The organism is Salinigranum salinum (assembly GCF_009176545.1).
Lineage (GTDB): Archaea > Halobacteriota > Halobacteria > Halobacteriales > Haloferacaceae > Salinigranum > Salinigranum salinum.
Genome location: NZ_VTOJ01000002.1, coordinates 1,380,710 through 1,404,875, shown reverse-complemented (window position 1 = coordinate 1,404,875; position 24,166 = coordinate 1,380,710). Strand labels below are relative to the sequence as shown.

Here is a 24,166-nt window from a genome sequence, read left to right as displayed (position 1 = left end):
ACAGGCCGTGAGTTCCGGGGCCGGTCCGGCACGCCCCCGTTCGCCCGACCGACTCGAAGCGTCGTACCGTCTCTTCTGCTCGTCGCACGTCCCCGGTCGATCGCGCGAACCGTTTCACACGCCGTCCAGGTACTCCGTGACGAGCTGTTCTTCGGCGCGTCGCAGTCGGTACGAGAGCGTCGACCGAGGGACGTCCAGTTTCGACGACAGTTCTTCGAGCGTGATCTCGCTCGGCGCTCGGTAGTAGCCGTGGCGGGCGGCCGCGCGTAACGCCGTCCGCTGGTCGGGGTCGAGCGAGACCGTCCCGAGCGAGTCGTGTCTCCACCGGTCGGCGTCTCTGAGGTGGCCCACGTGGAACGTGAGCCCGGACCGCAGGTTCGCGCTGAGGGCGTCGTAGAGCAGGCCGACCTTCTCGTCCGACCGCATCAGGATGCGCCACTCCTGTCGGCCCTCCACTCGGCGGGAGCAGAGGAGCGACCCCCGCGGGAGATACTGGCCGGCGAGCATCTCGACGGACTTGCCGCCGCTGATCCGCTCGACGTACGTGTAGACCGCTCGTTCCCCGTCGGATCGCTCCAGTATGTCGTGGTGTTCCGTGGCGCGACAGTCCGCTTCGGTCACCGACTCCGTTCGGACGTCCTGGTCGAGGTAGAGCCGTTCGACCGCGTCGAGCGCCGCCGTCGGCCCGCTGAAACGCTCGATACGCCAGAAGTCCTCGTCGTTCACACAGCTGTGTAACCCCCGTGCGACCAGCGACGGATGGTCGACGAACACGTCCATCACCGGGTCTGTGCCGGCCTCGTAGTCGATGCTGAACGTGAACTCGCGCATCACACACCCCCATCCCGGGAACTCGCCAACACACCATCGAACTCCGCCGGCGAGCCCAAAAACGTTCCCGCCGCAGTTGTCGCTCGACAACCAAACTATTATTCGTGACTGATGCTACGGTGCTAGGGGCTACTATGAGCACCGACGAACCAAGCCAGTCGACAGGCGAACACGGCCACGAACACCACGAGGTAGAGGGACCGGGGTATCCGACGCCGGGGGCGATGCGCACCGAATCGGAACGCGAGAAGACCGCGTTCGTCATCGCGCTCCGTGTCGGGATGGACGTCGACGGCTCCGACTTCATCGGCGTCGTCGACGTCGACCCCGAGTCGGACACGTACAGCGAACTGGTCGACACCGTCGAGATGCCGAACAAGGGCGACGAACTCCACCACTTCGGCTGGAACACCTGTTCCTCGTCGTGTCACGCCGAGGGGCTGGTGCGCGACCACCTCATCGTCCCCGGGCAGCGCTCCTCTCGCATCCACATCCTCGACGCCGAGGACCCGCGGAACATGGATATCGAGAAAGTCATCGAACCAGAGGAGATCTTCGAGCACGACCTCTCCGCCCCGCACACCGTTCACTGTGTCCCCGGCGGGAAGATCGTCATCAGTATGCTCGGTAACGCCGACGGCGAACTCCCCGGTGGCTTCCTGCAACTCGATCAGGAGGACTTCTCCATCGACGGTCACTGGGAGGCCGATCTCGGACCGATGGAGATGAACTACGACTACTGGTACCAGCCGCGGCACAACGTGATGATCTCCAGTGAGTGGGCTGCCCCCGAGACCTATTATCCAGGATTCGACCTCGACGACGTTGAGGCGGGCAAGTACGGCGACTCCATCCACATCTGGGACTGGGAGGCCCGCGAGCACCAACAGACGCTGACGTTCGGCGAGGAGGGCCTCATCCCGCTGGAGGTACGAATGAGCCACAATCCCGAAGAGACACAGGGGTTCGTGGGTGCGGCGCTCTCGTCGAACATCATCCGCTTCTACGAAGAAGACGACGGCGTGTGGGACTGGGAGACGGTCATCGACGTCGAATCCCGCGAACACCCAGACTGGGACATGCCGGTTCCCGGCCTGGTGACGGACCTCGTCCTCTCACTGGACGATCAGTACCTGTTCTTCTCGAACTGGCTTCACGGCGACATGCGCATGTACGACGTGAGCGACTTCGGCAACCCCCGCCTGGTCGACCGCGTCTGGGCTGGCGGCAACTTCGCCGACCGACAGGAGATTCAGGGCACCGAGATCCGCGGTGCACCACAGATGCTCCAGCTCTCCCGCGACGGGAAGCGCGTCTACTGGACGACGTCGCTGTTCTCCAGCTGGGACAACCAGTTCTACCCCGAGATCGGCGAACAGGGATCGGTGATGCTGAAAGCGGACGTCTACCCCGACGAGGGGCGCATGGAACTCGACGAGGACTTCCTCGTCGACTTCGGCGACGCCCCCGGTGGCCCGGCCCGCGCGCACGAGATTCGCTGGCCCGGTGGCGACTGCACCAGCGACGTCTGGCAGTAATCGCCGATGCCCCACGTGGTCACCCTGGAGTGGCGCGACGGCCGGGAGGCGACCGTCGAGGTCCGAGAGGCCGAGACGGTCATCGACGCCACCGAGCGTGCCGGTCTCGGCGTCCCCTACGGCTGTCTGTACGGTGCCTGTGCCACCTGCACCGGCCGCCTGCTCGAGGGTGACCTCGTCCACGTCGACCGCGCACGGGGGTTGAAACCCCAGCATCGCCAGAACGGCTACGTCCTGCTCTGTGTGGCCGAACCACGCTCCGACTGCCGGATCGAGGTGGGTGCGGAGATCCAGGCCGACCTCGTGCCGAACCCGTGGAAGTGAACTCATGAACTCGACGGGCCAACATGCGGCCGCCCTCACGGTCTGTCTCGCCCTCCTGTCGACGCCGGCGTCAGCCCACGGCGTGGCCGCCGATGCGACGGGGCTCGCCTTCCCGCTCGTCGTCGCTGGCGTCGTCCTCGTCAGTCTGCTCGGCGGCGGGTTCGTCCTGGTCGCGTACGGCCGACTGCCGTGGTCGCCGGGGCGAGCGGCGCTCCCAGCCCTCGTGTTCGCGCTCGGCGCTGCAGCGCTGGCGATCGCCGTCACGCGGGCGGCGGCAGCGACCTTCGTCGGCCTCGCAGCCGGAATCGGCGTCGTCTACGCTGTCCGCGATGCGGCGATCACGGACTGCGGCACCTGTGCCGACGCTGCGCTGGGGGCCGTGACACTCCACCGCGGCCTCGAAGGTGTCGTCCTCGCCACCGTCTACGCCGCCGACGCGGCGCTCGGTCTGGCGGGCGCACTCGTCGTTGCCGGGCACGCCGCCGCCGAGACGGCCGCCGTCGGGTCGCTGTACGCTCCCGCCGGCCGTCGGTACGCCCTCGCCGCGGTTCTCGTCGTCCAGACGGGGTTCGTCGTCGGCGTCGCGGCGGGATGGCAGGTCGCAATCGGTGTCCCACCGACCGCCGAAGCCGGCCTGCTGGCGCTCGTCGGGGGTGTCCTCCTCGCCGTCGGCAGCCGGGAGGCACGGCGTCGGCACGTGAGGGACGCCGTGCCGGCGTAGGTCACACCGGCACGTCGTCTTCGCTGTAGGTCCGCCTGTCGTCGTCCTCGCCGAAGGTCCGCCGACCGTCGGTACAGACCGGCTCGGGTCTGCCGCCTCGGGGTCTGCTGCCTCGACGTGCGCAGCCGAACACGGTCGACCGACGGATACGCCCTCTCCGTTCGGCACACGGTTCATCTCACCCACGGAGACGTTCGACGGCGCAACTCGCTTCAGGGCTCTCCCCGGTCGAAGACGGCGACGTCGGCGTCGAGTTCGCCGAGCCGTTCGAACGTCGGTGGTGAGACGAACCGGGAGGCGGCAGAGCGGTCGCCGCTGGAGCCGACGACGACGAGGTCGTACGCGGCTGCGTTCGCCGCGAGATACCTCGTCAGTTCCGAGCGGGCGACGCGGGTTTCGACGGGGTGGTCGACCGTCTCGACGAGGTTCGCCAGCCGCGTCTCGGCCGGCCGGCGCTCGACCTCCCGACCGATGCAGGTGCAGACGCTCACGTCGCCGCCGTCGCCGGCGAGTCGCGACGCGAAGTCGATCATCGCGTGCGCAGAATCCCCCGGGCGGGCGACCATCACCAGGACCCGACGCCAGTCGCGTCTCTCGTCGACCGGGCGGAGCGCGATGGCGTCGTACGGGCCGCCGAAGACGCCGCGGACGTACTCCGTGAGTGCGCCGTCGTCGGCCTCGTACGGGGTGACGACGAGGTCACAGCCCGCGTCGGCCACGGCCCGGAGCGTCGCCGTGACCGGATCCCCCTCCTTCACGACGACCTCGCAGGCGACACCCGACGCGGTGACCTCGCCGGCGACCCGTTCGAGGTGTTCTCTGGTCGTGTTCGCGGCCGCCGCGTCGTCCGGGTCGACGAGGCCCAGCAGGACGACCTTCCCCGCCTCGTGCGCCGCGGCGAGCCGCGAGCCGAACGCCGCGGTCGTCTCCGAGACCCAGTCGGGGCCCCGCATCGGCACCAGCACGCGGTCGTCCGCGGCGACGGTGCTGTAGAGGTACCGCGCCCGCCGTTCGTAGAAGCGCTCGCGCCAGAGGTAGAAGACGGCGGCGACCAGCGTGCTACAGACCGCGACCGAGAGGACGTACGCCTGCGGCGTCGCCCGCTCGGTGACGAGGACGAGCAGCGCCGTGGCGAACGCCGACGGCTCCTCGACGTCGAGCGCCCAGGTGAGTCCGCCCGTGAGGAGGATCGAGAGCGCGGCGCTCTCGGGGTGGACGCCCACTGCGCCCCCCGCCGGCCCGTACAGCGCGACCGACGCCGCGAGCGCAGCCCACCCGCTCAGTGCGCCGACCGTGAGGCCGACGACGAACCGGACGGGCGAGGCGTACCTCCCCTCGGGGTCGGCGAACAGCGTGTACGTCCCCGACGCCAGGGGTGGAAACAGGAGGAAGGAGAGTTCGACCAGCGCGTTGGTCAGCAGCGTCACGACGCCGATCAGGAGCGGGACGAAAAGCAGCGCCGAGAGGTGGATGAGGTTGTTCGTGTTCTCGATCCAGCGGCGGAACTCGCCGAGTTCGCGGCGCTCGATCCGCCGGAGTCGGCGGCCGACGGCGACGATCCGGGCGACGAGCGTCTCGCGGTCCACGGTCGGTGGGCGAGACTACAGGTCGACGACGGCGTCGAGCGTGATCCCGATGGCACGCTCGACGTTGTTCTTCGCCTTCTCCGGGAGCTCCGCCTCGGAGTCGGCCCCCTTCTGCGTCCCCTCGACGAGGTTGCCGTCGACCGTGCAGATCGCGCCCGCCCGAAGCCCCTTCCGGCGAGCGAGCGTGAACAGGGTGGCGGCCTCCATCTCGACCGAGAGGATCCCCGCGGCCTCGCAGTCGTCGACGAAGCTCCCGCTCTCGGCGTAGTAGGCGTCGTCGGAGACGATGGGCCCCACGTGGACGTCCTCGCCCCGCGACTCGGCGCTGTCGACGAGCGCCCGGAGCACCGCGAAGTCGGGGACGGCGGGGAACTCGACGCCCTCGTACCGTCTGGAGGTCCCCTCGAACTTCGCCGCCCCGGTCGCGACGATCATGTCGCCGATCTCGATCCCCTGCTGGAGCGCGCCCGTCGTGCCGACGCGGACGAACGTCTCGCAGCCGACGCGCGACAGCTCCTCGACCGCGATCGCGGCGGAGGGACAGCCGATGCCCGTCGAGCAGATCGTCAGCTCACGACCCTCGTAGGTGGCGTTGACGACGGTGTACTCGCGGTTGCTCGCGACGTGTTCGACGTCGTCGCAGTGGCCGGCGATGCGCTCGACGCGACCGGGATCGCCCGGCACGAGCGCGAGGTCGGCGACGTCGCCCTCCTCGACCAGGAGGTGCGGTTGTTTCCCCATACCCCGCGTCGCGGGGCGGAGGGTGAAAAAACGCGCGGGTCCGGCGAGCACGCACGAGTCCGGCGAGCACGCGCGGGTCGAGATGCGGACGCACGGATCCGGCGCGTGATCGTTCACGGGCCGGGATCGGCCGGACGACTCTTGTCGGCGGCGGCCGGAGACCGACTATGGCCTCTGACAGTGGTGGACTCTCCGTCGATCGGCTGTTCGGCGGGGGGATCCTCGTCGGGCTCGTCGTCGCACTCGCCGCGTTCATCGCCGGCCTCGACCTCGCCTTCGCGCTCGGGACGGGACTGTTCGTCGCGATCCTCGTCGCCGCCGGCGGCCTCGCCGTCATCGGACGGTGACCGGCGGTGCGGATGGTCAGTCGAGCCCGCGGGCACGCATCGTCTCGACCGCCGCCCACGACAGGTCGACCCGCGCCCCACGCGTCTCGGAGGCGAGCGCGCCGCAGGCGTTCGCCACGACGAGCGCCTCGTCGTCTCCCGCGCCGTCGAGCCGCGCGGCGAGGAAGCCGGCGGCGAACGCGTCGCCCGCGCCCGTCGTGTCGACGGCCTCGGCGGCGAACCCCCGGTGGGTGTGTCGGTCGTCGCCGTCGGTGGCCTCGGCCCCGGCGCTCCCGCGTTTCCGGACGATTACCCCGTCGAGATCGCAGCTGACCGACCGCGCCTCGCGGTCGTTCAGGAAGACGACGTCGGCGAGCGCGAGCACCGGCGCGAAGTCGCGCCCGTCGACCCGCCGACCGGGGTCGACGCTCACCGACAGCCCCGCTTCCCGTGCCCGTTCGGCGAGGCGGGCCGCGGTCGTCGGCGACTGGCCAGTGAGGTGGAGGTGGTCCGCCGACGCGAACGCCGACGCGGGCAGGGCGTCGGCGTCGAACGCCTCGTTCGCGCCCGCCGCGCCGAACACCATCACCTCGCCGCGGTCGTCGACCGCGATGTACTTGACCGCCGTCGTGCCGTCCGCGACCGTCCGGACGTGGGTCGTGTCGACGCCGGCCGCGGCGAGTTCGTGGCGCGCCTCCGTGCCGTTGGTGTCGCCGCCGACGCTCCCGATCAGGCCGGCGTCGACGTCGAGCCCCACGAGTCCGCACGCGACGTTCGCGGCGCTTCCCCCCGTGGCGGCCCGCCGCTCGCGGACCCGCGCCTCCCCGTCGGGGGCGGGCAGGTCGTCGACGTGGAGCGTCACGTCCCAGTTGACGTGGCCCGCACAGATGACGCGCGGCATCTCTCGTATCCCTCATCGTCGGTCGTGAAAACTCCTGTGTCGCCTGGATGGGAGCAACGGGTGCCAGTCACTCGTTCCGGACGAGTCCAAGCGTCCTCGTCCGGCTCCGCGTTCGTCCCGTGTCGGGACCCGTTCCCCTTCCGTCATCGACCACGCCGGAGAGCCGGTTCCCTCGGTCGACGTGCCACGACGGGCGCGACTCACATACCTCCCGTCTTCGGGACGAACGCTCGTGCTCGTGAGCCGAAACTCGAACACGGATCCACCAATGCGACACTCGAGCGCACGTGTTCGATAACAGAGTCATACGTGAGTATCAGACATCTTTATGATCCTCTATTCCCGTATTTATTCACGGTGAGAATATATACCTCTCTCAGGGTAGGGACGCCGATGGCACGAGTCCGTGACCCATCTGGACGGAAATCGTATCCGACGACACTACCCCCCTCCAACACGGTTCAGTCGAGCGCCGCCGCCCGAGAATGTCGCTAGTGGGAACCGTTCCCCGGCTCTCCGACTTCCACGCCGCTGGAGTGACGGCGTTCCGTCGACTCGTGTTGAACACGCGTCTCGGCCAGTGGTACTGGCGCATCGCTCCCTCGGTTCACCAGAGTCGCCGCCATCTCTCACCGGGGCACGTTGATCCACCAATCGACCCGTTCAGACTGTTCTTCGTCGACCCGGACCGGATCACCCGATTCACAGGGCGAGAGTTCCCCGTGTGGAAATCCCGGTGGGCGGACTTCGGAGCGGTGATGGACGGTGACTGGGACCAGCGCGACTATCCCCCAATCCATCCCTCTTATCGAGGATCGAACATCTCGCTGTACCTCGCGGAGCGGTTCTCCGAGACGCGGCTCTACAGGGGGCTGACCGATCACTTCGTCGACGGTGTCCCCTGGGAGGACATCGACTTCGTGACGGAACTCGTCGGTCGGGTTCGATCGACCGAGACGGAGGTCTGGCAGGGTTTCGCGACGGCCGAAGGCATCTATCAGTACTGCCACAAACTGGATCGGCTCTACCGGAACATGCGCGACCAGGGCTGTCTCTCGATGCGGGAACTGAACGCGCGGGAGGGTCGCCTGATGCGCTTCCGAGAGGTGATGGAGAACGAAATCCTGGTCGACGTCTCCCGGACCGGGGAACTGCTTTTCGTGACCGGTCGTCACCGGCTCTCGATGGCCAAGATTCTGGGCCTCGATCGGGTGCCTGTCGCCGTCGTGGTCAGACACCCCGAGTGGATCGCTCACGATCGGTGGATACCCTACACCGAGAGTGGTCTCGACGCCGGGGATCAGTCCGACGCCGACTCGTCGGTAGGGGAGCCGCTCGATGAGCCGTGGTAGGAGGCTCCTGCAGACACTCAGAAGACTCCTCCGTCCGGGTGGGGATACGGCCGACCGAACGGTCACGGGCGGCGTCTGGGTCACGATCAACAACCTGGTCGACCGGGCCCTCCAGCTGACGACGGTCCTCGTCATCGCCCAGCTCATCGGTCCCTCGGCGTTCGGACTCTTCGGCATCGCATTGTTGATGCAGACCGCTCTGGAGCGACTCACCTCCCTCGGCTTCGACTCTGCGCTGATCCAGCACCGGGACGACGACGTCGACGCATATCTCGACACAGTCTGGACCGTCGAACTGGCCCGTGGACTGGCACTCGGCGCCCTCCTCTATCTGTCCGCGCCGCTCGTGAGCTCAGTCTTCGGTGAACCCCGAGTGACCGACATCGTCCGGGTGTTCGCGCTCTCACCGGTCATGAGTGGACTCCGGAATCCGGGCGTCGTCTACTTCGTGAAGGACCTCGAATTCCGCCGGGACGTCGCGTACAAACTCTCCAGTCGGTTCGTCTTCGTACTCGTCGGGCTGGGCGTCGGCTACGCGACTCGCTCCGTGTGGGCTCTGGTGTTCGCCGTTCTCGCGTCCAAGCTCGCGTCGGTGGTGGTCTCGTACCTCGTCCACTCTTACCGGCCGGGACTCCGGTTCGATCGCTCAGCCGCAGCCGAGTTGTTCGGTTATGGCAAGTGGATTTTCGGTTCTGAGGGTCTGAGTTTTCTGATCAACCAGGGTGACGACGCCTTCGTCGGGTGGGCGCTCGGGTCGACGTCGCTCGGGATCTACCAGCTCTCCTACCAGCTCTCGAACGCGCCAGCGACGGAGATCACCCATCCGATTCAGCGGGTTCTGTTCCCGGCGTACTCCAAGATCCAGGACGACGTCGCGTTGCTCCGACAGGGATATTTCACGACAGTGGGGGTTATCACCCTCCTGTCGTTTCCCGCCTCGGTCGGTATCGTGGTCGTCGCTCCGGTCTTCGTTCGGGCCGTTCTCGGCTCGGCCTGGCTCGCGATGATCATCCCGATGCAGCTGTTCGGGGTGTACGCGGCGCTTCGGTCGTTCCGGTCTGCGACGGTGCCGCTGTTCCGCGCGATCGGCCGGCCGGATCTCGATACGAAGATCAGGGTGTTGAAACTGGCACTCATCGTCCCGTTCATCTATCCGGCGTCGCAGGCGTTCGGGGTGTCGGGGGTCGCGCTCGTCGTCCTCGGGCACACCGTCGTCGTGGCTCCGATCGCGAGCTACATCGCAGTCAGGAGCGTCGAGGGTCGGATGGCGACCTTCGGTCGCACGCTCTCGTATCCGGCCCTCGGGAGTCTCGTCATGGGTGCCGTGGTGTACGGTCTCCGTGAGCGGATCGATGGGATCCCGCTCTTTGCCGAACTTCTCGTCTTGATCCTCGTCGGTGGCCTGGCGTACGCGGTCGTCCTGCTGGGACTGGAACGACGGTTCGGGATCGGGCTCGCTCGCCTGTTTCGAATCGTCCGCGACCGGGCTCGCTGAGACGCCACGAGTGGCTCTCGATCGGGAACGGGCCGACGGCTTTGTCACTACTGTCTGTACCTGAGTTCCACCGTCCACTGGACGAGACAGTCGTGGTCGCACGGATAGCGTGCATCCTCCCGGATCCCTTCGATCCGACGGCGATCGATCCGAGACGTCACCCAATCCCATCGAGCCGTCGTCAGCGTCTCTGCCGGACCACTGTCCGACACTCGACCGTCCGGCGTCTTCGCCGACGTCGCGCAGACGCGTCCTGGTGACGAGCACGCCTCCAGACCCCAGGAACCAATCTTCGGCCCGACTGCCGTCGGCTGTCGGCGTACCAGCCGTGGGATCCTGTCGTGGTCAGACGCTCACCCTCCGTCGCGTCAGTCGCCACCTGACGGACGGAACGGCCCGCTCTGCGGGTCAGCCGGCGATCGCGAACAGCAACAGGTTGTGCGCGCCCGGCCCCAGCCCCACGGCGGCGACGAACCCCAGGAGCAACGCCCCCTCGCGCGGGTCCTCCTCGACGAGGTCGGCCAGCAGGACGACGACGACGCTCGCGACCGCGAGTTTGACGACGACGAACAGCCAGCCGGCACCGATCACCTCGGCCGTGGGGAGTCCCGCCGCGGTCTCGATGATGACGCGGGAGAGCGGCGTGCGTTCGCCGAACCCGAGGACGTCGACGCCGACGGCGGTGGAGACGCCGTCGAGCGCGTGGGCGACGACGGCCAGCGCGCCGACCACGCCGGCGGCCTCCACCCGGGGGACGGTGCGGCGGAGGACGACCCACGTCGCCGCGCCGACCGCGAGGCTCACGACGAGCGCGATCGCGGGCCAGACGGGGGCGAACGTCCCCCGCGAGAGGCCGACGGCGACACCAGCCCCACACGCCGGGAGGAACGCCACGAGCCCCGCGACGCCGAGCGCGCGGGCCGTCCGCTTGCCGGTGTCGTCCGCGAACGTCGCGTCGGCGGCGAGCCACACCAGCCCCGCGACGACGGCGACCGTCGCGTACACCGCGGGCGTGCCGCCGAGCGGTCTGAGCATGGATGGCAGGGCGTCGACGACGTACAGCGCGTGGGTGCTCGCCCCGGCGAGCATCCACGGGACGAACGCGAGGATGTGTCGCTCGTCGACCGCGAGATCACGTCGACGCGCGCCGATCCCGACGACCGCGACGCCGAGGAGGAGGGCGACGAGGTAGGGCGCCGGCGGGAGGGCGAACCCCTCCGGCAGCAGCAGGATCGTCATGCGCAGTCGAGCGTGCCGCGGAGTAAACCACTTACGCTCTCTCTCCCGCGACCGTCGCGATCGGTCGGACGCGCCCGGGACCGGTGCCGGCTCGGGGACTGCGCCGGGGGTAGTGTGGGTCGTCCAGGGTGGGATTTATTGGCCCGCCACGGCGACGGACGTGCAGATGCCCACGCGAAGACAGTGGCTCCGGCGGGTCGGCTGCGGTCTCACCGCGGGTCTCGCTGGCGGTCTCGCCGGCTGCGCGGCGGCCCCGCGCGCGCTCGACGCGGCGTCGTTCGATCCGCTCGCGCCAACGCCGCTCGCCGACACTGCGACCGTGCAGTTCCGTGGCGGCCTCCGGAACCGCGGCTTCGTCGACGCGACGGTTCCCTCCCGGGTGCGGGTCGACTGGACGCTCCCGGTGAACCGCGGGACGCACACCGCCGCGAAGTCGACGCCGGTCGCCGTCGGTGGCGACGTGGTCGTCGCCGGCGACACCGGCGAACTCCGGCGGGTCTCTCCGGATGGCGAGGTCCGCTGGCGCGCCGCCGTCGAACCGACGACGCGAGGGATCCACGGTACGCCCGCAGTGGCCAACGGCCAGGTGTACGTCGGCGCGTACGACGGCGCGATGTACGCGTTCGACCTCGCGACCGGCCGGCGCGCGTGGCGAACCGACATCGGCGACGCCATCGGCTCCAGTCCCGTCTACCTCAACGGCGTCTGCTACATCGCCGTCGAGTACGCCGAGCCGAGCGGGAGCGTCGCCGCGGTCGACACCGCCTCGGGTGCCGTCCGCTGGCTCGACGGCTGGCCGACGGACCACCCCCACTCGACGCTCGCGCTCGACCGCGACGCCGGCCGACTCGTGGTCGGCGCGAACGACGGCGTCTGCTACGCCTGGTCGTTCCCCGACCTGGAGCGCGCGTGGACGTTCGAGACGGGCGGGGCGATCAAGGGACCGATCGCGATCCACGACGGTCTCGCGGTCTTCGGCTCGTGGGACCACCGGGTGTACGCGCTCTCGCTCGAAGACGGGAGCGAGGTCTGGTCGTTCGAGGCCGACGCCGACGTGATGTCCGGCCCCGCGGTCGCCAACGGGCAGGTGTACGTCGGCAGCCACGACTCCCGGCTGTACGCGCTCGACGCCGATTCGGGCGCGGAACAGTGGCGGTTCGACACCGACGGCTGGCTCATCGGCTCCGTGACGGCGACCCGCGACCACGTACTCGTCGGTTCGTACGACGCCCGCCTGTACGCGGTCGACGCGTCCTCGGGCGAGGAGACGTGGCACGTCACCGGCCGAGGCCACGCGACGAGTGCCGCGTTCGTCACCGACGACGCCGTCTACTACGCCGAGCGAGCGACTGACCGGCGCGTCGGACTGCTGTACCGGCTGGTGCCCGCCTGAGTCGTGGGGTGAGGAGCGTCGTCACGACCGGCCCCCGAGACCCACCGCCACCAACCGGAGAGCCGACCCCCGCGCTTTTACCGCCGGTTCGCGTCTCTCGACGCATGGACCGAGCGGAGTTCGCCGCCCACATCGATCACACTGTCCTCGGCCCCGAGACGCTTCCGTCGGACGCCGAGCGCGTCGTCGACGAGGCAGTGGCGTACGGCATGAACGCCTGTATCCCGCCCTGCTACGTCCCCGAGGCGCGCGAGCAGGCACCCGACCTCACCCTCGCGACGGTCGTCGGCTTCCCCCACGGTCAGCACGCGACGATCGCCAAGCGCGAGGAGGCGGCCACGGCGTGGCGCGACGGGGCCGACGAACTCGACGTCGTCCTCAACGTCGGCCGGCTCCACGCGGGCGAGGACGGCGCGGTTCGCGACGAACTCACCGAGATCGTCGCCGCGGTCCCGATCCCGGTCAAGGTGATCATCGAGACCGCGCTCCTCGACCGGGAGGAGAAACACCGCGCCTGCAAACTCGCGAGCGACGCCGACGCCGACTTCGTCAAGACCTCGACCGGCTTCGCCGACGGCGGCGCCACGGTCGAGGACGTCGAACTCATGGCCGAGTACCTTCCCGTCAAGGCCAGCGGCGGGGTCGGCAGCTACGAGGAGGCGCGGGCGATGCTCGACGCGGGGGCCGACCGCATCGGTGCCTCGTCGGGAGTCGCCATCGTCGAGGGGTTCCCCGAGGAGTGACCGCGGCCTCGGACGAACCGGTCGACCCGGACGAGTTCAGCCGAGGGCGAGGAGCACGTCGCCGTCGCGTCGCGCGACCGTCAGGTACGTTCGTTCGTCGGTGACGGCCAGCGCCCGGGGCGACCCCTCGGGCGTGAACCGCCACTGGACCGGATCGGGGCGGACGCTTCCGAACCCCGGCCCGCCGTCCGGACCGAAGGCGAATAGCCCGTCGTCGGTGGCGACGAGGACCGCGTCGTCGACGGCGACCGGCGGGCCGAACGAGTGCTCCCAGTCGTGGTGTCGCCACAGGCGCCCGCCGTCGGCGAGCCCGAGCGCGTGGCACGCCCGCGAGTCGGTGACGTACACCCGCTCGGGCGTCGCCGCGATCCCCTCGATCGACTCGCCCGCGTGGGCGTCCTTGACGATCGTCCGCCACCACAGCCGCTCGCCCGTCTCGACGTCGAACGCGTGGAGCCGGTGCCCACGCGTCCCGACAAGGACCACGCCGTCGACGAGCGTGGGCCGGGTGACGGCCGGCTCGGGGAGGTCCTGCCGCCACCGGCCCGCGCCGCCGTCGTCGAGCGCCTCCACGCCGGCCGTCGTGGCGACGACGACCCGTTCGCCGACGGCCGGGGCGACGTCGACGTCGCCGAAGGCGTCGTGAGTCCATCGCTCGGTCCAGCCGTCGGGCGTCCGTCTGAACGCGTGGAGTCGTCCCCGTGCCGTCGCGACATACAGTTCGCGGGTCCGTGCGGGGGCGACGACGGCCGTGCCGAGCGCCGACGTGAACGCCCGGTCGAAGACGACGGTGCCGTCCCCGGCGTCGAACAGCCGGAGTCGTCCTGTGCTGTCACCGAGCGCCACCCAGTTCCCGCGGGGCTGTGACGTCGGCGCGCCGCGAACGAACTCGTCCGCGTCGATCGCGACCGTCCACCGCTCCGTCCCGTCGTGGTCGAAGCCGCGGAGTTCCCGCCGCGAGAGGACGAACACGCCGTCGTCGGTGACGATCGGCGGGAACCGTTCGACGCTCCCGACGGGTACCTGCCAGTCGACCGACCGACTCGTGGGTGTCGACGATCCCGGCGCGTACCGGGTGTTGGCGGCGTCCTTCGCGGCTGAGGGCCACATCGCCGTGTTCCTCGACCGGGCCGCGTCCGGGTCGGCCGAGCGAGATCGACCGCCGCAGCCGGCGACGCCGGCCGCGACTGCCGTTCCGGTGACTGCGAGAAACCGTCGCCTGTTCATCGGCTCACACGTCCGCGTCGTCGGGTGAGTGTCTTGTCCTCCCGGGTGGCTGTCGTCCCCCTGCTCGTCGGACCCTCATCCATCCGCTCGTCTCCGGTTCGCCGTCACTCACGACGGTTCGAGTACCAGCAGTGCGGTCGTCACGTCCCCCTCCTCGTCGCCGAGCCGCGCGGTGACGAACAGCCGTCCGTCGGCGACGCTCATCGGTCCCGCGTAGCCCCCCGTCTCGTGGGTGAACCGTACCGCATCCTGCCTGATCGTCCCGTTCGACACCCCGCCACCGGGCTTCAGCGCGTACAGCCGGTCGCCCGTCGTGTAGACGGTGTCGCCGGCGACGACGGGCGTGTGATCGCCGGTCGTTCCGACGTCGAACGACCACCTGTGCTCTCCGGTGTCGCGGTCCATCGCGTGGAGCTCCCGCCCGCCGTCGGCGTACACCACGTCCTCGGCGACGGCGATGCCGCCCTTGACGAAGCCGCCGACCTCGGTCGACCACGCGAGGTTCGCCCGCGCGGTGTCGACCGCGTGTACAAAGCCGTCGAACGTCCCCACGTACACGGTGTCTCGAACCACCGTTGGCGGTGTCTGACACTTCGCCGGGAGGTCGACCCGCCAGTACCCGTCGCCGTACTCGTCGAGCGCGTACAGTTCGCCGCCCTCCGTGACGGCGTACGCGACCTGCCGGTCGACAGCGAGCGTCTCCTGGACCTGTCCGAACAGTTCGTGCGTCCACGCCACTTCGCCCGTCTCGGTGTCGAGGCGACTCACGTGGCCCTCGCCGCCGACGAACAGTGCCTCGCCGTCGCGGTCGAGCGTCGGCGAGCAGCGCGCCCCGACGTCCAGTTCGGTGGTCCACCGCTTCTCGCCGCTCGCCGCGTCGATCGCGTGGACCCGCTGGTGTCCGTTCGCCAGGTAGACGGCGTCGCCGTCGACGGAGGGAGCGGCCCAGAAGTTCCCCTGCCCCTCCTCGGGGGAGAGGGCCCACCGTTCCTCGCCGCTCTCGACGTCGATCGCTCGGAGCGCGTCGGTGACGTGGTACAGCGTCCCGTCCGAGACGATCGGCTGTGTGGCGTTGAGGCCGCTGTCGAACCGGTGCATCCGGGTGACGCCGCGGACCGACGGCGCACCGGGGACGGCGTTCGTGTTCGCGCGGTCGTGACCGGCGGTCGGCCAGTCGGTTCTGTCGCCGGCGGCGTCCGTGGGAGACGCCGCGTTGCGGCTGCCGTCGGCACCGGAACAGCCCGCCGTGGTGCTCAGCGCGGCGACGCTGCAGGCGGCGAGAAACCGTCGTCTCGTCGAGGAGGGCATCGTCGTCTCGCCACTCCCGGGGCGAGCGACAAATCTCTTCTCCCGGTTGCCCCCCGACATTCATATAGGAGGCCGCGCCAGACGACCCGTGATCTGACGACGGCCGCGACGCGGCACGGAGCGCATCCGCGCTCGACTGGTGCCAGCACACCGCGTCGCGTGCGGGAGCGTGCTGGCCGTCAGCAGGTTCGATCGGCCACCGCGAACCGGCACAGACCGTCGTGCTTTTGCCCGCCCGTCGGCAACTCTCGGAGGAGGCATGGCCCGGTACCACATCGAGACGTACGGCTGTACGTCCAACCGCGGGGAGAGCCGACAGATCGAGTCGGCACTCCGCGACGCGGGGCACTACCGCGTCGACTCCCCGGCGGCGGCCGACGTCGCCATCATGAACACCTGTACCGTGGTGGAGAAGACGGAGCGGAACATGCTCCGCCGGGCCAAGGAACTGGAGCAGGAGACGGCGGATCTGGTCGTCACGGGCTGTATGGCGCTCGCCCAGGGCGACCTCTTCCGCGAGGAGGACGTCGACGCGCAGATCCTCCACTGGGACGACGTCCCCCCGGCGGTGACGAACGGCGAGTGTCCAACCCCCGGTCCGGGCGTCGAGCCCGTTCTCGACGGCGTGGTTGGCATCCTCCCCATCGCCCGCGGCTGTATGAGCGACTGCTCGTACTGCATCACGAAGCAGGCCACGGGCAAGATCGACTCTCCCCCGATCGAGGAGAACGTCGAGAAGGCCCGCGCGCTCGTCCACGCTGGGGCGAAGGAACTCCGCATTACGGGGCAGGACACCGGCGTCTACGGCTGGGACCGGGGCGAACGACAGCTCCACACGCTGCTGGACCGCATCTGTGACATCGACGGCGACTTCAGGGTCCGGGTCGGGATGGCCAACCCGAAGGGTGTCCACGGCATCCGCGAGGAGCTCGCCCAGGTGTTCGACGCCAACGAGAAGCTCTACAACTTCCTCCACGCGCCCGTCCAGTCCGGCTCCGACTCGGTCCTCGGCGACATGCGCCGCCAGCATCAGGTGTCCGAGTACGTCGAGGTGTGCGAAACGTTCGACTCTCTTCTGGACTACTGGACGCTCTCGACGGACTTCATCGTCGGCTTCCCCACCGAGACGGACGCCGACCACCGGCAGTCGCTGGCACTCCTCCGCGAGACCCGGCCCGAGAAGATCAACGTCACGCGCTTCTCGAAGCGGCCCGGCACCGACGCCGCCGAGATGAAGGGCCTCGGGGGCACGCTAAAGAAGGAGCGCTCGAAGGAGATGTCCGAGCTGAAGCGGACGGTCGTCGGCGAGGCCTACGAGGCGATGGTCGGGACGACCCACGAGGTGCTCGTCGTCGAGCCGGGGACGGGCGACTCGGTGAAGTGTCGCGACGAGGCCTACCGCCAGATAATCGTCCAGAACGCGTCGGAGTACGGGCTCGAACCGGGCGACTTCTGCGAGGTCCGCGTCACGGGCCACCAGACGATGTACGCGTTCGGCGAGCCGGTCTGAGTCCCGGTGCCAACTGTCGAACCGGTGTTCCTCCCAGCGGTCGCCGCCTCCGTCCTCGTGAGCGTTGCTCCCGTCCTCGTGCGAGCCGCCTCCGTCCTCGTGATCTGTCCCCGACACTGCCAGACGTGACAGGGGACGACGCCGCGGCGATTCACGTCGGCTCACTCGAAGTACTCGCCGTGAAAGCCGAGCGGCAGCGCGTGGGGGAGCCACGCATGGGCCCGTTCCTCGAACGTCGACCCGTCGAGGACGAGCAGGAACGACCGCTCCGCGTCGCGGTCGAGGACGACGGCGAGGACGACCCCATCGTCACTCCCGTCACGCACGACGCTGTCGCGTCCGGCCTCACTCTGCTGATTCCGAGGGACGAACACGGGTTCACCGGCGAAACAGCCGCGCTCGCGCCACACCGTCTCCGTGCCGTCGGTGACGTCGATCCGCACTAGCCCGGTCGTGTCGACGTCGCCGGTTCGCTGGGCGTACGCGTGGCGGTACGGTCGTCGGCGGTCGACCGGGTCGATCCGCGGGAGCGCGACGTGCTCCGCGATCGGCCGACCCGTCGCCGGGCCGTCACCGTCGAGCGGGATCCAGTACCGCCGGAGGTCGCCCGTGGCCTCCCGGACGCCCCGCTCGACCCGGTCGAATGCGAGCGCGTCGACGATCGACGCGTCTTCGAACGCGACGAGGTCGACGACGACCCCGTCACGGTCCGCCGGCTCGAACGCGTTCACCGTGTGGAAGAAGAAGAACGGCGGGGCGTCGACGGTGCGTACCGAGCCGTCGTCGCGGTCGACGACGTGGAACTGGGTCGGACGCGACTCGTCCCAGCGGAAGGCGTCGACGAACGCCTCGACTCCGGGCCGGAGGAACCGGCGTGGATCGGCCGTGAACGGCACCTCGGGGAGGACGACGTACCGGTCGGTGAGGCCGACGCTGTGGACGTACGCCGGCTCGTCGACCGGGATGCGTGCGATCTCCGTTCTCGTTCGCGTGCCGTCGCGCAGCCGGTAGACGTGGTACGACGACTCCCGGCCGAACCGGACTGTGTGGCCGATCACTTCTCCCCGCTCCCGGTCGCGTTCGACGTGTGCTGCGGTCCACTGGCCGGGCACGTCATCGTCGAACCTCCGCTCCCCGAACGTGAGGAGCGTCTCCGGGTCGAAGACGGCCATCCGGGGCGTCTCAGTGAGCGCGACGTACCGGCCGCCGAGTCGCGCGACCGTCACGTTCGCGTTGTCCGTCGCGGTGGACAGGACGGTCGCGACGAGGCGACGCACGAGCGAGGTCAGGCCGGTTCCGAACTCCGTCGCCACGACGTCGCCGTCGACGCGAGAGCGGTACGCCGCCGTCCGGAGGAACCGGTTCGTGTAACCGACCGCCCCGTCGTCGAACGCGAACCGTCGGAGCATGGCGAGCCCGTCGAACCAGTGTGAGACCCGTCCGGTGGCGGTGTCGAAGTGGGCCGGTCCGTTGCGGACGAGCGTGCCGTCGAGCCACGCGGGGACCGATCCCTCTATCGTCAGCGAGGAGTCGCGTACCTCCTCGGTGAGCGTCCGGAACCACGGGTGCATACCGTCTCCGGGGAGCCCCGAGCCAAAGCGCTACTGGCCGCGACGGCCGCCGTCAGGCACCACCGAGTTCCCGTCGGCGTCGGGCCGGGTCTCGTCGGCGTCGGGTCGTTCCTCGTCGTCGATCAACCGTCGGCCGAACGGGGCGGTCGTCTCGTCGTCCTTCCACTCGCCGAGCTCCTTCGGGTCGACGTGAACGAAGACGTCGTCGACCTGCGGGAGATCGCGGATCGACTCGATGACCGCCGTCTCGATGTCGTGCGCTTCGAGGAGCGTCATCTCGCCCTCGACCTCGATGTGGAGGCTGACGTCGATCTCGGGGCCGACGTAGTGGGCGACGACGTCGTGTGCGCCCCTCACGTCCGGGTGGTCGAACGCTCGGCGGAGGATCTCGACACGGAGGTCCTCGGGTGGGGCCGCCCCGACGAGGTAGTTGAGGTTGTCGCGGACGATCTCGTAGCCGGTGTAGAGGATGCCGAACGAGACGACGCCCGCAGCGAGCGGGTCGAGCAGTGGGTAGCCGACCGTCGCCCCGAACACGCCGACGAGCGCCGCACCCGCGGTGAGGATGTCGTTGCGGTTGTCGAGCGCGGTCGCTTCCAGTGCGGGCGAGTGGTGGCGGTCGCTCATCCGGAGGCAGTACCGGTAGAGCCCGAACTTCACGAGGGCGCTCGCGCCGAGGACGGCCAGGCCGAGCGTCCCGGCGAGACCGCCGTATTCGCCCGTCAGCAGCGACGACGCGGCCTGCCAGAGCACGGCGAGGCCGGCGGCGAAGACGCCGAGCGCGATCACGAGCGAGACGAACGGCTCGATGCGTTCGTGGCCGTGGGGGTGCTCGAAGTCCGGTGGCTGTGTGGTGAGGTACAGCCCCGCGAGGATGACGACGCTGTAGACGACGTCCGCGAGGCTGTTGATGGTCTCGGAGCCGACGGCGAGGCTGCCGGTGAGGTACCACACCCCACCTTTCGCGACGACGAGCGCGAGGTTCACCGCGAGGATGACGGCGCCGACGCGCCGCACCGCGTCCGACCGGTCCATCACCACAGCTTGGACTGTCGGGGTCAAAGTCGCTTCGCCCGGCACGTCGGCCAGTGCGGTTCGAAGTCGTCGGCCCCGGCGTTAGCCGTCGTTTCCGGTGTCGGCGTCGAACGCGAACCGGACCGCGCCGGTGTCCGTGACGGTCGCCCCCGGCTGTGCCGCGAAGGTCTCGTGGACCCGCTCGTACGTCTCGGCGACCGCCTCGACGATCACCTTCGTCTCCGAGACGACGGGCATGAAGTTCGTGTCACCGTTCCACCGCGGGACCACGTGCGTGTGGAGGTGGTCCTCGATGGAGCCTCCGGCGGGCCCGCCGAGGTTCAGCCCCGCGTTGAACGCGTCGGGACCGAGCGCCGCCTCCAGCGCGTCGAACGTGCGCGCTTTCAGCCGCGCGTGGTCGAGGAGTTCCGCGTCCGACAGCGCGCCGTACTCGCCCGTGTGTCGGTACGGGATGACCATCACGTGGCCGGGGTTGTACGGGTAGTTGTTGAACAGGACGAACGCGTGCGCCGAACGAGCGACGATCCGTGCGTCGGCGTCGTCGTCCCGCTCGGGGAGGGTACAGAACGGACAGCCCGATCCGTCGTCACCGTCGCGCTCGACCCACTGGATGCGCCAGGGGGCGAAGAGCTGGTCCATGTGGACGGGAGTCGCGGCGGCCGCTTAGTCCTGTTCGTCCCGGTCTCGAGGCCGATTTCGTGGTCGATCAAACCGACAGACTGCGAGGGGTTGCTGCGGACAATACCCAACCAGTTGGGTACGCTGTTCAAACACGTGTCTGGAGAAGCACATTAATGATGAATGAATCCTTAGCGCTGTCCGATGGCGACGCGACCATCAGACACAGACGGAATGACCGAACCCTGTGAGGAGTGCGGCCGTGAGACGCTCCACCAGGTGCAGGTCGAGCTTCGGACGGAGAGTTCGAAGCCGGAGAACGCGGAGTACTCGCGCGAGCCGTATCGCGTGGCCACCTGCCTCGACTGTGGCGTGACCTCCGCGCGGCGGATGAACGACGCCTGATCCGGTACGGGCGTTCACTTTTATCGATGGACGGGGACCGACGTGCCCGGAGTCACACCAGTGCACGTATCCGGAGTCACCTCGACCGGCGAGGACGCGGCCCGGTCACGCCGTCGTGATCTCGCAGCCGTCCTCCGTCACGATGACCGTGTGTTCCGCCTGGCTCACCATGCGACCGTCCTCCTCCTTCAGCACGGGGTAGCCGTGGAGGACGCCCTGTCTCGACAGCCGGGAGATGGCCATCTCCGCCCGCGGGCTGTCGATCCACCGCGCCGCGAACGGGAGCGTCCGGTAGTTCTCCGTGACGTGTTCGAGCACCTCGCGCGCCTGTCGGTTGCGGACGGAGCGCTCGCGTTCGAGGCTGTAGATCTCTTCTTTCGAGCCCTCGCCCACCTTGCCGCGGCCGTCGGTGGCGAACGGTTCGACGGCGACGACGTCGCCGACCGCCAGTTCGACGCCCCTGTCCGTCCCCCGGTTGGGGATGTTCGGGCCCGTGTGGGCGTCGTACTGGGCGACGCCGTGGCCCGAGAGGTTCAACACTGGCGTGAAGCCGTACCCCCGGATGACGTCCTCGATGGCCCCCCCCACCACGCCGGTCTCGACGCCCGGCCCGATCTCGTCGAGCGCGGCGTCGAGCGCCTGCTCGGCGGCTTCGACCAGTTGATCCTCGCCGGCGAGGTCGACGGTGACGGCGGCGTCGGCGATGTAGCCGTCGACGTGGACCCCCAGATCGAGACAGACGAGATCCTCGCCGAACACCGTCTCGTCGTCGCGGGCGGGCGTCGCGTGCGACGCCTCCTCGTTGATCGAGATGTTCGCCGGGAAGGCACAGCCGTCGGCGAGTTCGTGGATGCGCGCCTCGGCGTGTTCGGCGACCTCGAGGTGGGTCACGCCCGGCTCGACCATCTCGCGCGTCTCGTCCATCACCGTCCGGAGGATCTCGCCCGCCTCCCGGTACTTTGCGACCGTCTCGTCGTCGAGGGGTCCGATGCTCATGGCCTCGGGTTTGGTGGAGGAGCGGAAAGAGGTTGCGGGGCGTCGATCGGTCGTGGATCGCCGCCTCGGCGGAGTGGGCGGTGTCGTCCCCTCCACGCACCCGGCGCTGTCCACTCCCCGTGCGCCCGTCGACTACCGCGCAGCCACCGCACGCCACCCACCGATTGAAGCCGGGGGACCGCGTAGCGGCCGGACATGAGTGAGTTCTCGTGGGAGACCGTCGACACCGAAACGGTCCTGTCGGGACACGGCGACTGGCTCGGCTCCGAGCAACTGAAGGCGCTCTCGCACCACCCGCTCGACTGCGTCGACACGGAGTACCCTCACGACGTCCACGCGGTGCGCTCCCCGGACGGGGTCGCCCGGCCGAGCGAGCAACATCCGGTGTTCTACGGCTGTTTCGACTGGCACTCTTCGGTCCACGGCCACTGGTGTCTGCTCCGCCAGCTCCGGCTCTTCGACGACCATCCCGCCGCGTCCGACGTCGTCGACAGCGTCGACGCCCGACTCACGCCCGAGAACGTCGAGCGGGAGGTCGCGTTCTTCGAGGAGCACGGGTCGTTCGAGCGGCCGTACGGCTGGGGGTGGTTCCTCCGCCTGGTCGCCGAACTGCACCTCTGGGACGACGACCGTGCGGCCGACTGGCGGGCCGTGTTGCGCCCGCTGGAAGAGACGCTGGTGAGCCGCGTCGAGACCGACTTCCTCTCGCAGGACCGTCCCTTCCGGGTCGGCACGCACCACAACACCGCGTTCGCACTGGGCTGCGTCCTCGACTACGCGCGAGTGACCGGGAACGACTCGCTCGCGGCCGCCGCGTCGGCACAGTCCCGGGCGCTGTTCGAGGCCGACCGGGACGCGCCCGCCGCGTACGAGCCGCTGGGGCTGGACTTCCTGTCGACGTCGCTCGTCGAGGCGGACCTGCTGCGCCGCGTCCTCGATCCCGGAGCGTTCGCGTCCTGGCTCGACGGCTTCCTCCCCGACGTGACGACGCCGCCCTCGGACACCGTCCTCGACCCCGTCGAGGTGACGTCCCCCAGCGGCGCGGACCTCCACTTCGTCGGGCTGAACCTGTCGAAAGCGTGGTGTCTGGCGGGAATCGCGTCCGCACTCGAGAGCGACGGACACCGGTACGTCGAGCCCTTCAGCCGGAGCGCCGGACGCCACGCCGAGCAGGGCCTCTCGCAGGCGTTCACCGACGCGTACGCCGGCGCGCACTGGCTCTCCTCGTTCGTGCTGTACCTGCTCACCCGGAACGACGGCGCGATCGCACCGGGCTGAGCGCGACTCCCGTCGGTGCCGCGGATCGGGTCGCGTAACAGCTGCCACGGACCTTCATAGTCGAACACCGACGACGTCCCCGTGTCATTTGTTGTCTATATAGATGACTTAGCAATCCTTTAGATGATCTCCGTCCACGTCTCTCACAGAACCCGCACCCCATGACTGCTCCTCAGTTCAACCACAGCGTCGCGGCCCAGCACCACCGTATCGACGCCAGCGCGTGGGACGACATCTACGTCGTCGGGGACGTCCACGGCTGCCTGCGCGAACTCCGGACGCTCGTCGACCGGATCGACCCCTCCGGCGACGACCTGTTCGTCTTCGTCGGCGACCTCGTCCGCAAGGGACCCGACAGCAAGGGCGTCGTCGACTACGTCCGCGAGCACGACAACATGGTGACCATCCGCGGCAACAACGAGGAGAAGCTCCTCCGGGGCACCAAGGAACTCCCCGAGCTCACCCACGACGACCTCGCGTGGATCCGGTCGCTCCCCGTCGCCATCTCCTTCGAGGACGCGCTGGTCGTCCACGGCGGCGTCGATCCGCGCAAGTCGTTCGCCGACCACGACGTCGACGATCTGCTGGAGATGCGGTCGCTGTCGAGCGGCTACGAGCGGCCGTTCTGGTGGGAGAAACACGAGGGTCCACAGACCGTGTTCTTCGGCCACACGCCCATCGACGACCCGATCCTCCGCGAGCACGCGGTCGGCCTCGACACCGGCTGCGTCTACGGCGGGTCGCTGACGGCGTACAGCTGGTACGACGAGACGGTCGTCGAACTGGAGACCGACCGCACGGTCCAGCACCGCCCGGCCTCGAAGTTCGTCACCCCGCGGATGCCCGTCCTCGCCTGACCCGGTCCGTCCTCGCTTGACCCGACCGGTTCGGGGTGCGGTGACCCCGCCGCCGTTCGTTCTCGTCTCTCCCGGCGTTCGTGCTGCACGGCTTCCTCTCGCGTCCCCCAGGCGGCTTCGCGACTCTCGGACCCCGTGAACTCAAGTTTCGGGGCGGCGTACCTCGCGTAC

General features: G+C 69.3%; 23 protein-coding genes. 12 read left to right on the top strand and 11 right to left on the bottom strand.

All coding sequences use genetic code 11. The annotated features are described in order from the left end of the window. Positions 1-114: 114 nt before the first annotated feature. Positions 115-831, bottom strand: a complete 717-nt coding sequence (locus FZP69_RS18150; protein ID WP_152042773.1) for a helix-turn-helix domain-containing protein — start codon at positions 829-831, stop codon at positions 115-117. 134 nt (positions 832-965) lie between these two features. Between FZP69_RS18150 and FZP69_RS18145 the strand changes: the two genes are divergently transcribed. Genes FZP69_RS18145 through FZP69_RS18135 form a run of 3 tightly spaced genes read left to right on the top strand, consistent with a single transcriptional unit; the run spans position 966 to position 3,414 of the window. Next, positions 966-2,369 (top strand): selenium-binding protein SBP56-related protein, encoded by a 1,404-nt coding sequence (locus FZP69_RS18145; RefSeq protein WP_152042772.1) that lies wholly within the window; start codon positions 966-968, stop codon positions 2,367-2,369. Between the two features lie 6 nt (positions 2,370-2,375). Then, positions 2,376-2,693, top strand: a complete 318-nt coding sequence (locus tag FZP69_RS18140; RefSeq protein ID WP_152042771.1) for a 2Fe-2S iron-sulfur cluster-binding protein — start codon at positions 2,376-2,378, stop codon at positions 2,691-2,693. A gap of 4 nt (positions 2,694-2,697) precedes the next feature. Further along, entirely contained in the window at positions 2,698-3,414 is a 717-nt protein-coding gene (locus FZP69_RS18135) for a hypothetical protein (protein ID WP_152042770.1), read from the top strand. A 212-nt stretch (positions 3,415-3,626) separates the two neighbouring features. Here the strand turns inward: FZP69_RS18135 and FZP69_RS18130 are convergent, their stop codons facing one another. Beyond that, entirely contained in the window at positions 3,627-5,000 is a 1,374-nt protein-coding gene (locus tag FZP69_RS18130) for an HPP family protein (protein WP_152042769.1), read from the bottom strand. Between the two features lie 15 nt (positions 5,001-5,015). Next, positions 5,016-5,741: a nucleoside phosphorylase gene (locus FZP69_RS18125; protein WP_152042768.1), complete on the bottom strand. Its 726-nt coding sequence runs from the start codon at positions 5,739-5,741 to the stop codon at positions 5,016-5,018. Between the two features lie 167 nt (positions 5,742-5,908). Here FZP69_RS18125 and FZP69_RS18120 point away from each other — a divergent pair, with 167 nt between their 5' ends. Next, positions 5,909-6,088, top strand: a complete 180-nt coding sequence (locus FZP69_RS18120) for a hypothetical protein (protein WP_152042767.1) — start codon at positions 5,909-5,911, stop codon at positions 6,086-6,088. 16 nt (positions 6,089-6,104) lie between these two features. Here the strand turns inward: FZP69_RS18120 and FZP69_RS18115 are convergent, their stop codons facing one another. Then, a complete protein-coding gene (locus FZP69_RS18115) occupies positions 6,105-6,968 on the bottom strand; it encodes a carbohydrate kinase family protein (RefSeq protein WP_152042766.1) in 864 nt (287 codons plus the stop codon). Between the two features lie 494 nt (positions 6,969-7,462). On the opposite strand from FZP69_RS18115, the gene FZP69_RS18110 reads away from it, so the two are divergent. Further along, positions 7,463-8,320: a hypothetical protein gene (locus tag FZP69_RS18110; RefSeq protein ID WP_152042765.1), complete on the top strand. Its 858-nt coding sequence runs from the start codon at positions 7,463-7,465 to the stop codon at positions 8,318-8,320. Further along, a complete protein-coding gene (locus tag FZP69_RS18105; protein ID WP_204960062.1) occupies positions 8,307-9,815 on the top strand; it encodes a lipopolysaccharide biosynthesis protein in 1,509 nt (502 codons plus the stop codon). The genes FZP69_RS18110 and FZP69_RS18105 overlap by 14 nt, the downstream gene beginning before the upstream one ends. A 408-nt stretch (positions 9,816-10,223) precedes the next feature. Here FZP69_RS18105 and FZP69_RS18100 read toward each other — a convergent pair whose 3' ends face one another. Beyond that, the gene (locus FZP69_RS18100) at positions 10,224-11,048 is read right to left on the bottom strand and encodes a DUF63 family protein (protein WP_152043432.1); all 825 of its coding nucleotides are present in this window, start codon (positions 11,046-11,048) and stop codon (positions 10,224-10,226) included. 172 nt (positions 11,049-11,220) lie between these two features. Here FZP69_RS18100 and FZP69_RS18095 point away from each other — a divergent pair, with 172 nt between their 5' ends. Beyond that, complete coding sequence (locus tag FZP69_RS18095) at positions 11,221-12,447, top strand: outer membrane protein assembly factor BamB family protein (protein ID WP_152042764.1); 1,227 nt, start codon at positions 11,221-11,223, stop codon at positions 12,445-12,447. Between the two features lie 104 nt (positions 12,448-12,551). Beyond that, complete coding sequence (gene deoC / locus FZP69_RS18090; protein WP_152042763.1) at positions 12,552-13,190, top strand: deoxyribose-phosphate aldolase; 639 nt, start codon at positions 12,552-12,554, stop codon at positions 13,188-13,190. Between the two features lie 36 nt (positions 13,191-13,226). On the opposite strand, the gene FZP69_RS18085 is transcribed toward deoC, so the two are convergent. Both FZP69_RS18085 and FZP69_RS18080 read right to left on the bottom strand, forming a co-directional pair. Further along, entirely contained in the window at positions 13,227-14,417 is a 1,191-nt protein-coding gene (locus FZP69_RS18085; protein WP_152042762.1) for an outer membrane protein assembly factor BamB family protein, read from the bottom strand. A gap of 108 nt (positions 14,418-14,525) precedes the next feature. Continuing rightward, positions 14,526-15,725, bottom strand: coding sequence for a PQQ-like beta-propeller repeat protein (locus FZP69_RS18080; protein ID WP_192918642.1), 1,200 nt, complete (start codon positions 15,723-15,725; stop codon positions 14,526-14,528). A gap of 259 nt (positions 15,726-15,984) precedes the next feature. On the opposite strand from FZP69_RS18080, the gene FZP69_RS18075 reads away from it, so the two are divergent. After that, positions 15,985-17,235, top strand: a complete 1,251-nt coding sequence (locus tag FZP69_RS18075; protein WP_152042760.1) for a tRNA (N(6)-L-threonylcarbamoyladenosine(37)-C(2))-methylthiotransferase — start codon at positions 15,985-15,987, stop codon at positions 17,233-17,235. A 161-nt stretch (positions 17,236-17,396) separates the two neighbouring features. Here FZP69_RS18075 and FZP69_RS18070 read toward each other — a convergent pair whose 3' ends face one another. From FZP69_RS18070 to FZP69_RS18060, 3 genes are all read right to left on the bottom strand, one after another. After that, positions 17,397-18,806 (bottom strand): carotenoid oxygenase family protein, encoded by a 1,410-nt coding sequence (locus FZP69_RS18070; protein ID WP_152042759.1) that lies wholly within the window; start codon positions 18,804-18,806, stop codon positions 17,397-17,399. Positions 18,807-18,836: 30 nt separating this feature from the next. Then, the gene (locus FZP69_RS18065; RefSeq protein WP_152042758.1) at positions 18,837-19,841 is read right to left on the bottom strand and encodes a cation diffusion facilitator family transporter; all 1,005 of its coding nucleotides are present in this window, start codon (positions 19,839-19,841) and stop codon (positions 18,837-18,839) included. A gap of 81 nt (positions 19,842-19,922) precedes the next feature. Beyond that, entirely contained in the window at positions 19,923-20,480 is a 558-nt protein-coding gene (locus tag FZP69_RS18060) for an HIT family protein (protein ID WP_152042757.1), read from the bottom strand. 183 nt (positions 20,481-20,663) lie between these two features. Between FZP69_RS18060 and FZP69_RS18055 the strand changes: the two genes are divergently transcribed. Further along, positions 20,664-20,864, top strand: a complete 201-nt coding sequence (locus tag FZP69_RS18055; RefSeq protein WP_152042756.1) for a DUF7835 family putative zinc beta-ribbon protein — start codon at positions 20,664-20,666, stop codon at positions 20,862-20,864. 105 nt (positions 20,865-20,969) lie between these two features. Here the strand turns inward: FZP69_RS18055 and map are convergent, their stop codons facing one another. Further along, the gene (gene map / locus FZP69_RS18050) at positions 20,970-21,860 is read right to left on the bottom strand and encodes a type II methionyl aminopeptidase (protein WP_152042755.1); all 891 of its coding nucleotides are present in this window, start codon (positions 21,858-21,860) and stop codon (positions 20,970-20,972) included. A 195-nt stretch (positions 21,861-22,055) separates the two neighbouring features. Here map and FZP69_RS18045 point away from each other — a divergent pair, with 195 nt between their 5' ends. Continuing rightward, entirely contained in the window at positions 22,056-23,138 is a 1,083-nt protein-coding gene (locus FZP69_RS18045) for a DUF2891 domain-containing protein (protein ID WP_152042754.1), read from the top strand. Positions 23,139-23,299: 161 nt separating this feature from the next. Continuing rightward, positions 23,300-23,995: a metallophosphoesterase family protein gene (locus FZP69_RS18040; RefSeq protein WP_152042753.1), complete on the top strand. Its 696-nt coding sequence runs from the start codon at positions 23,300-23,302 to the stop codon at positions 23,993-23,995. Positions 23,996-24,166: the final 171 nt, after the last annotated feature.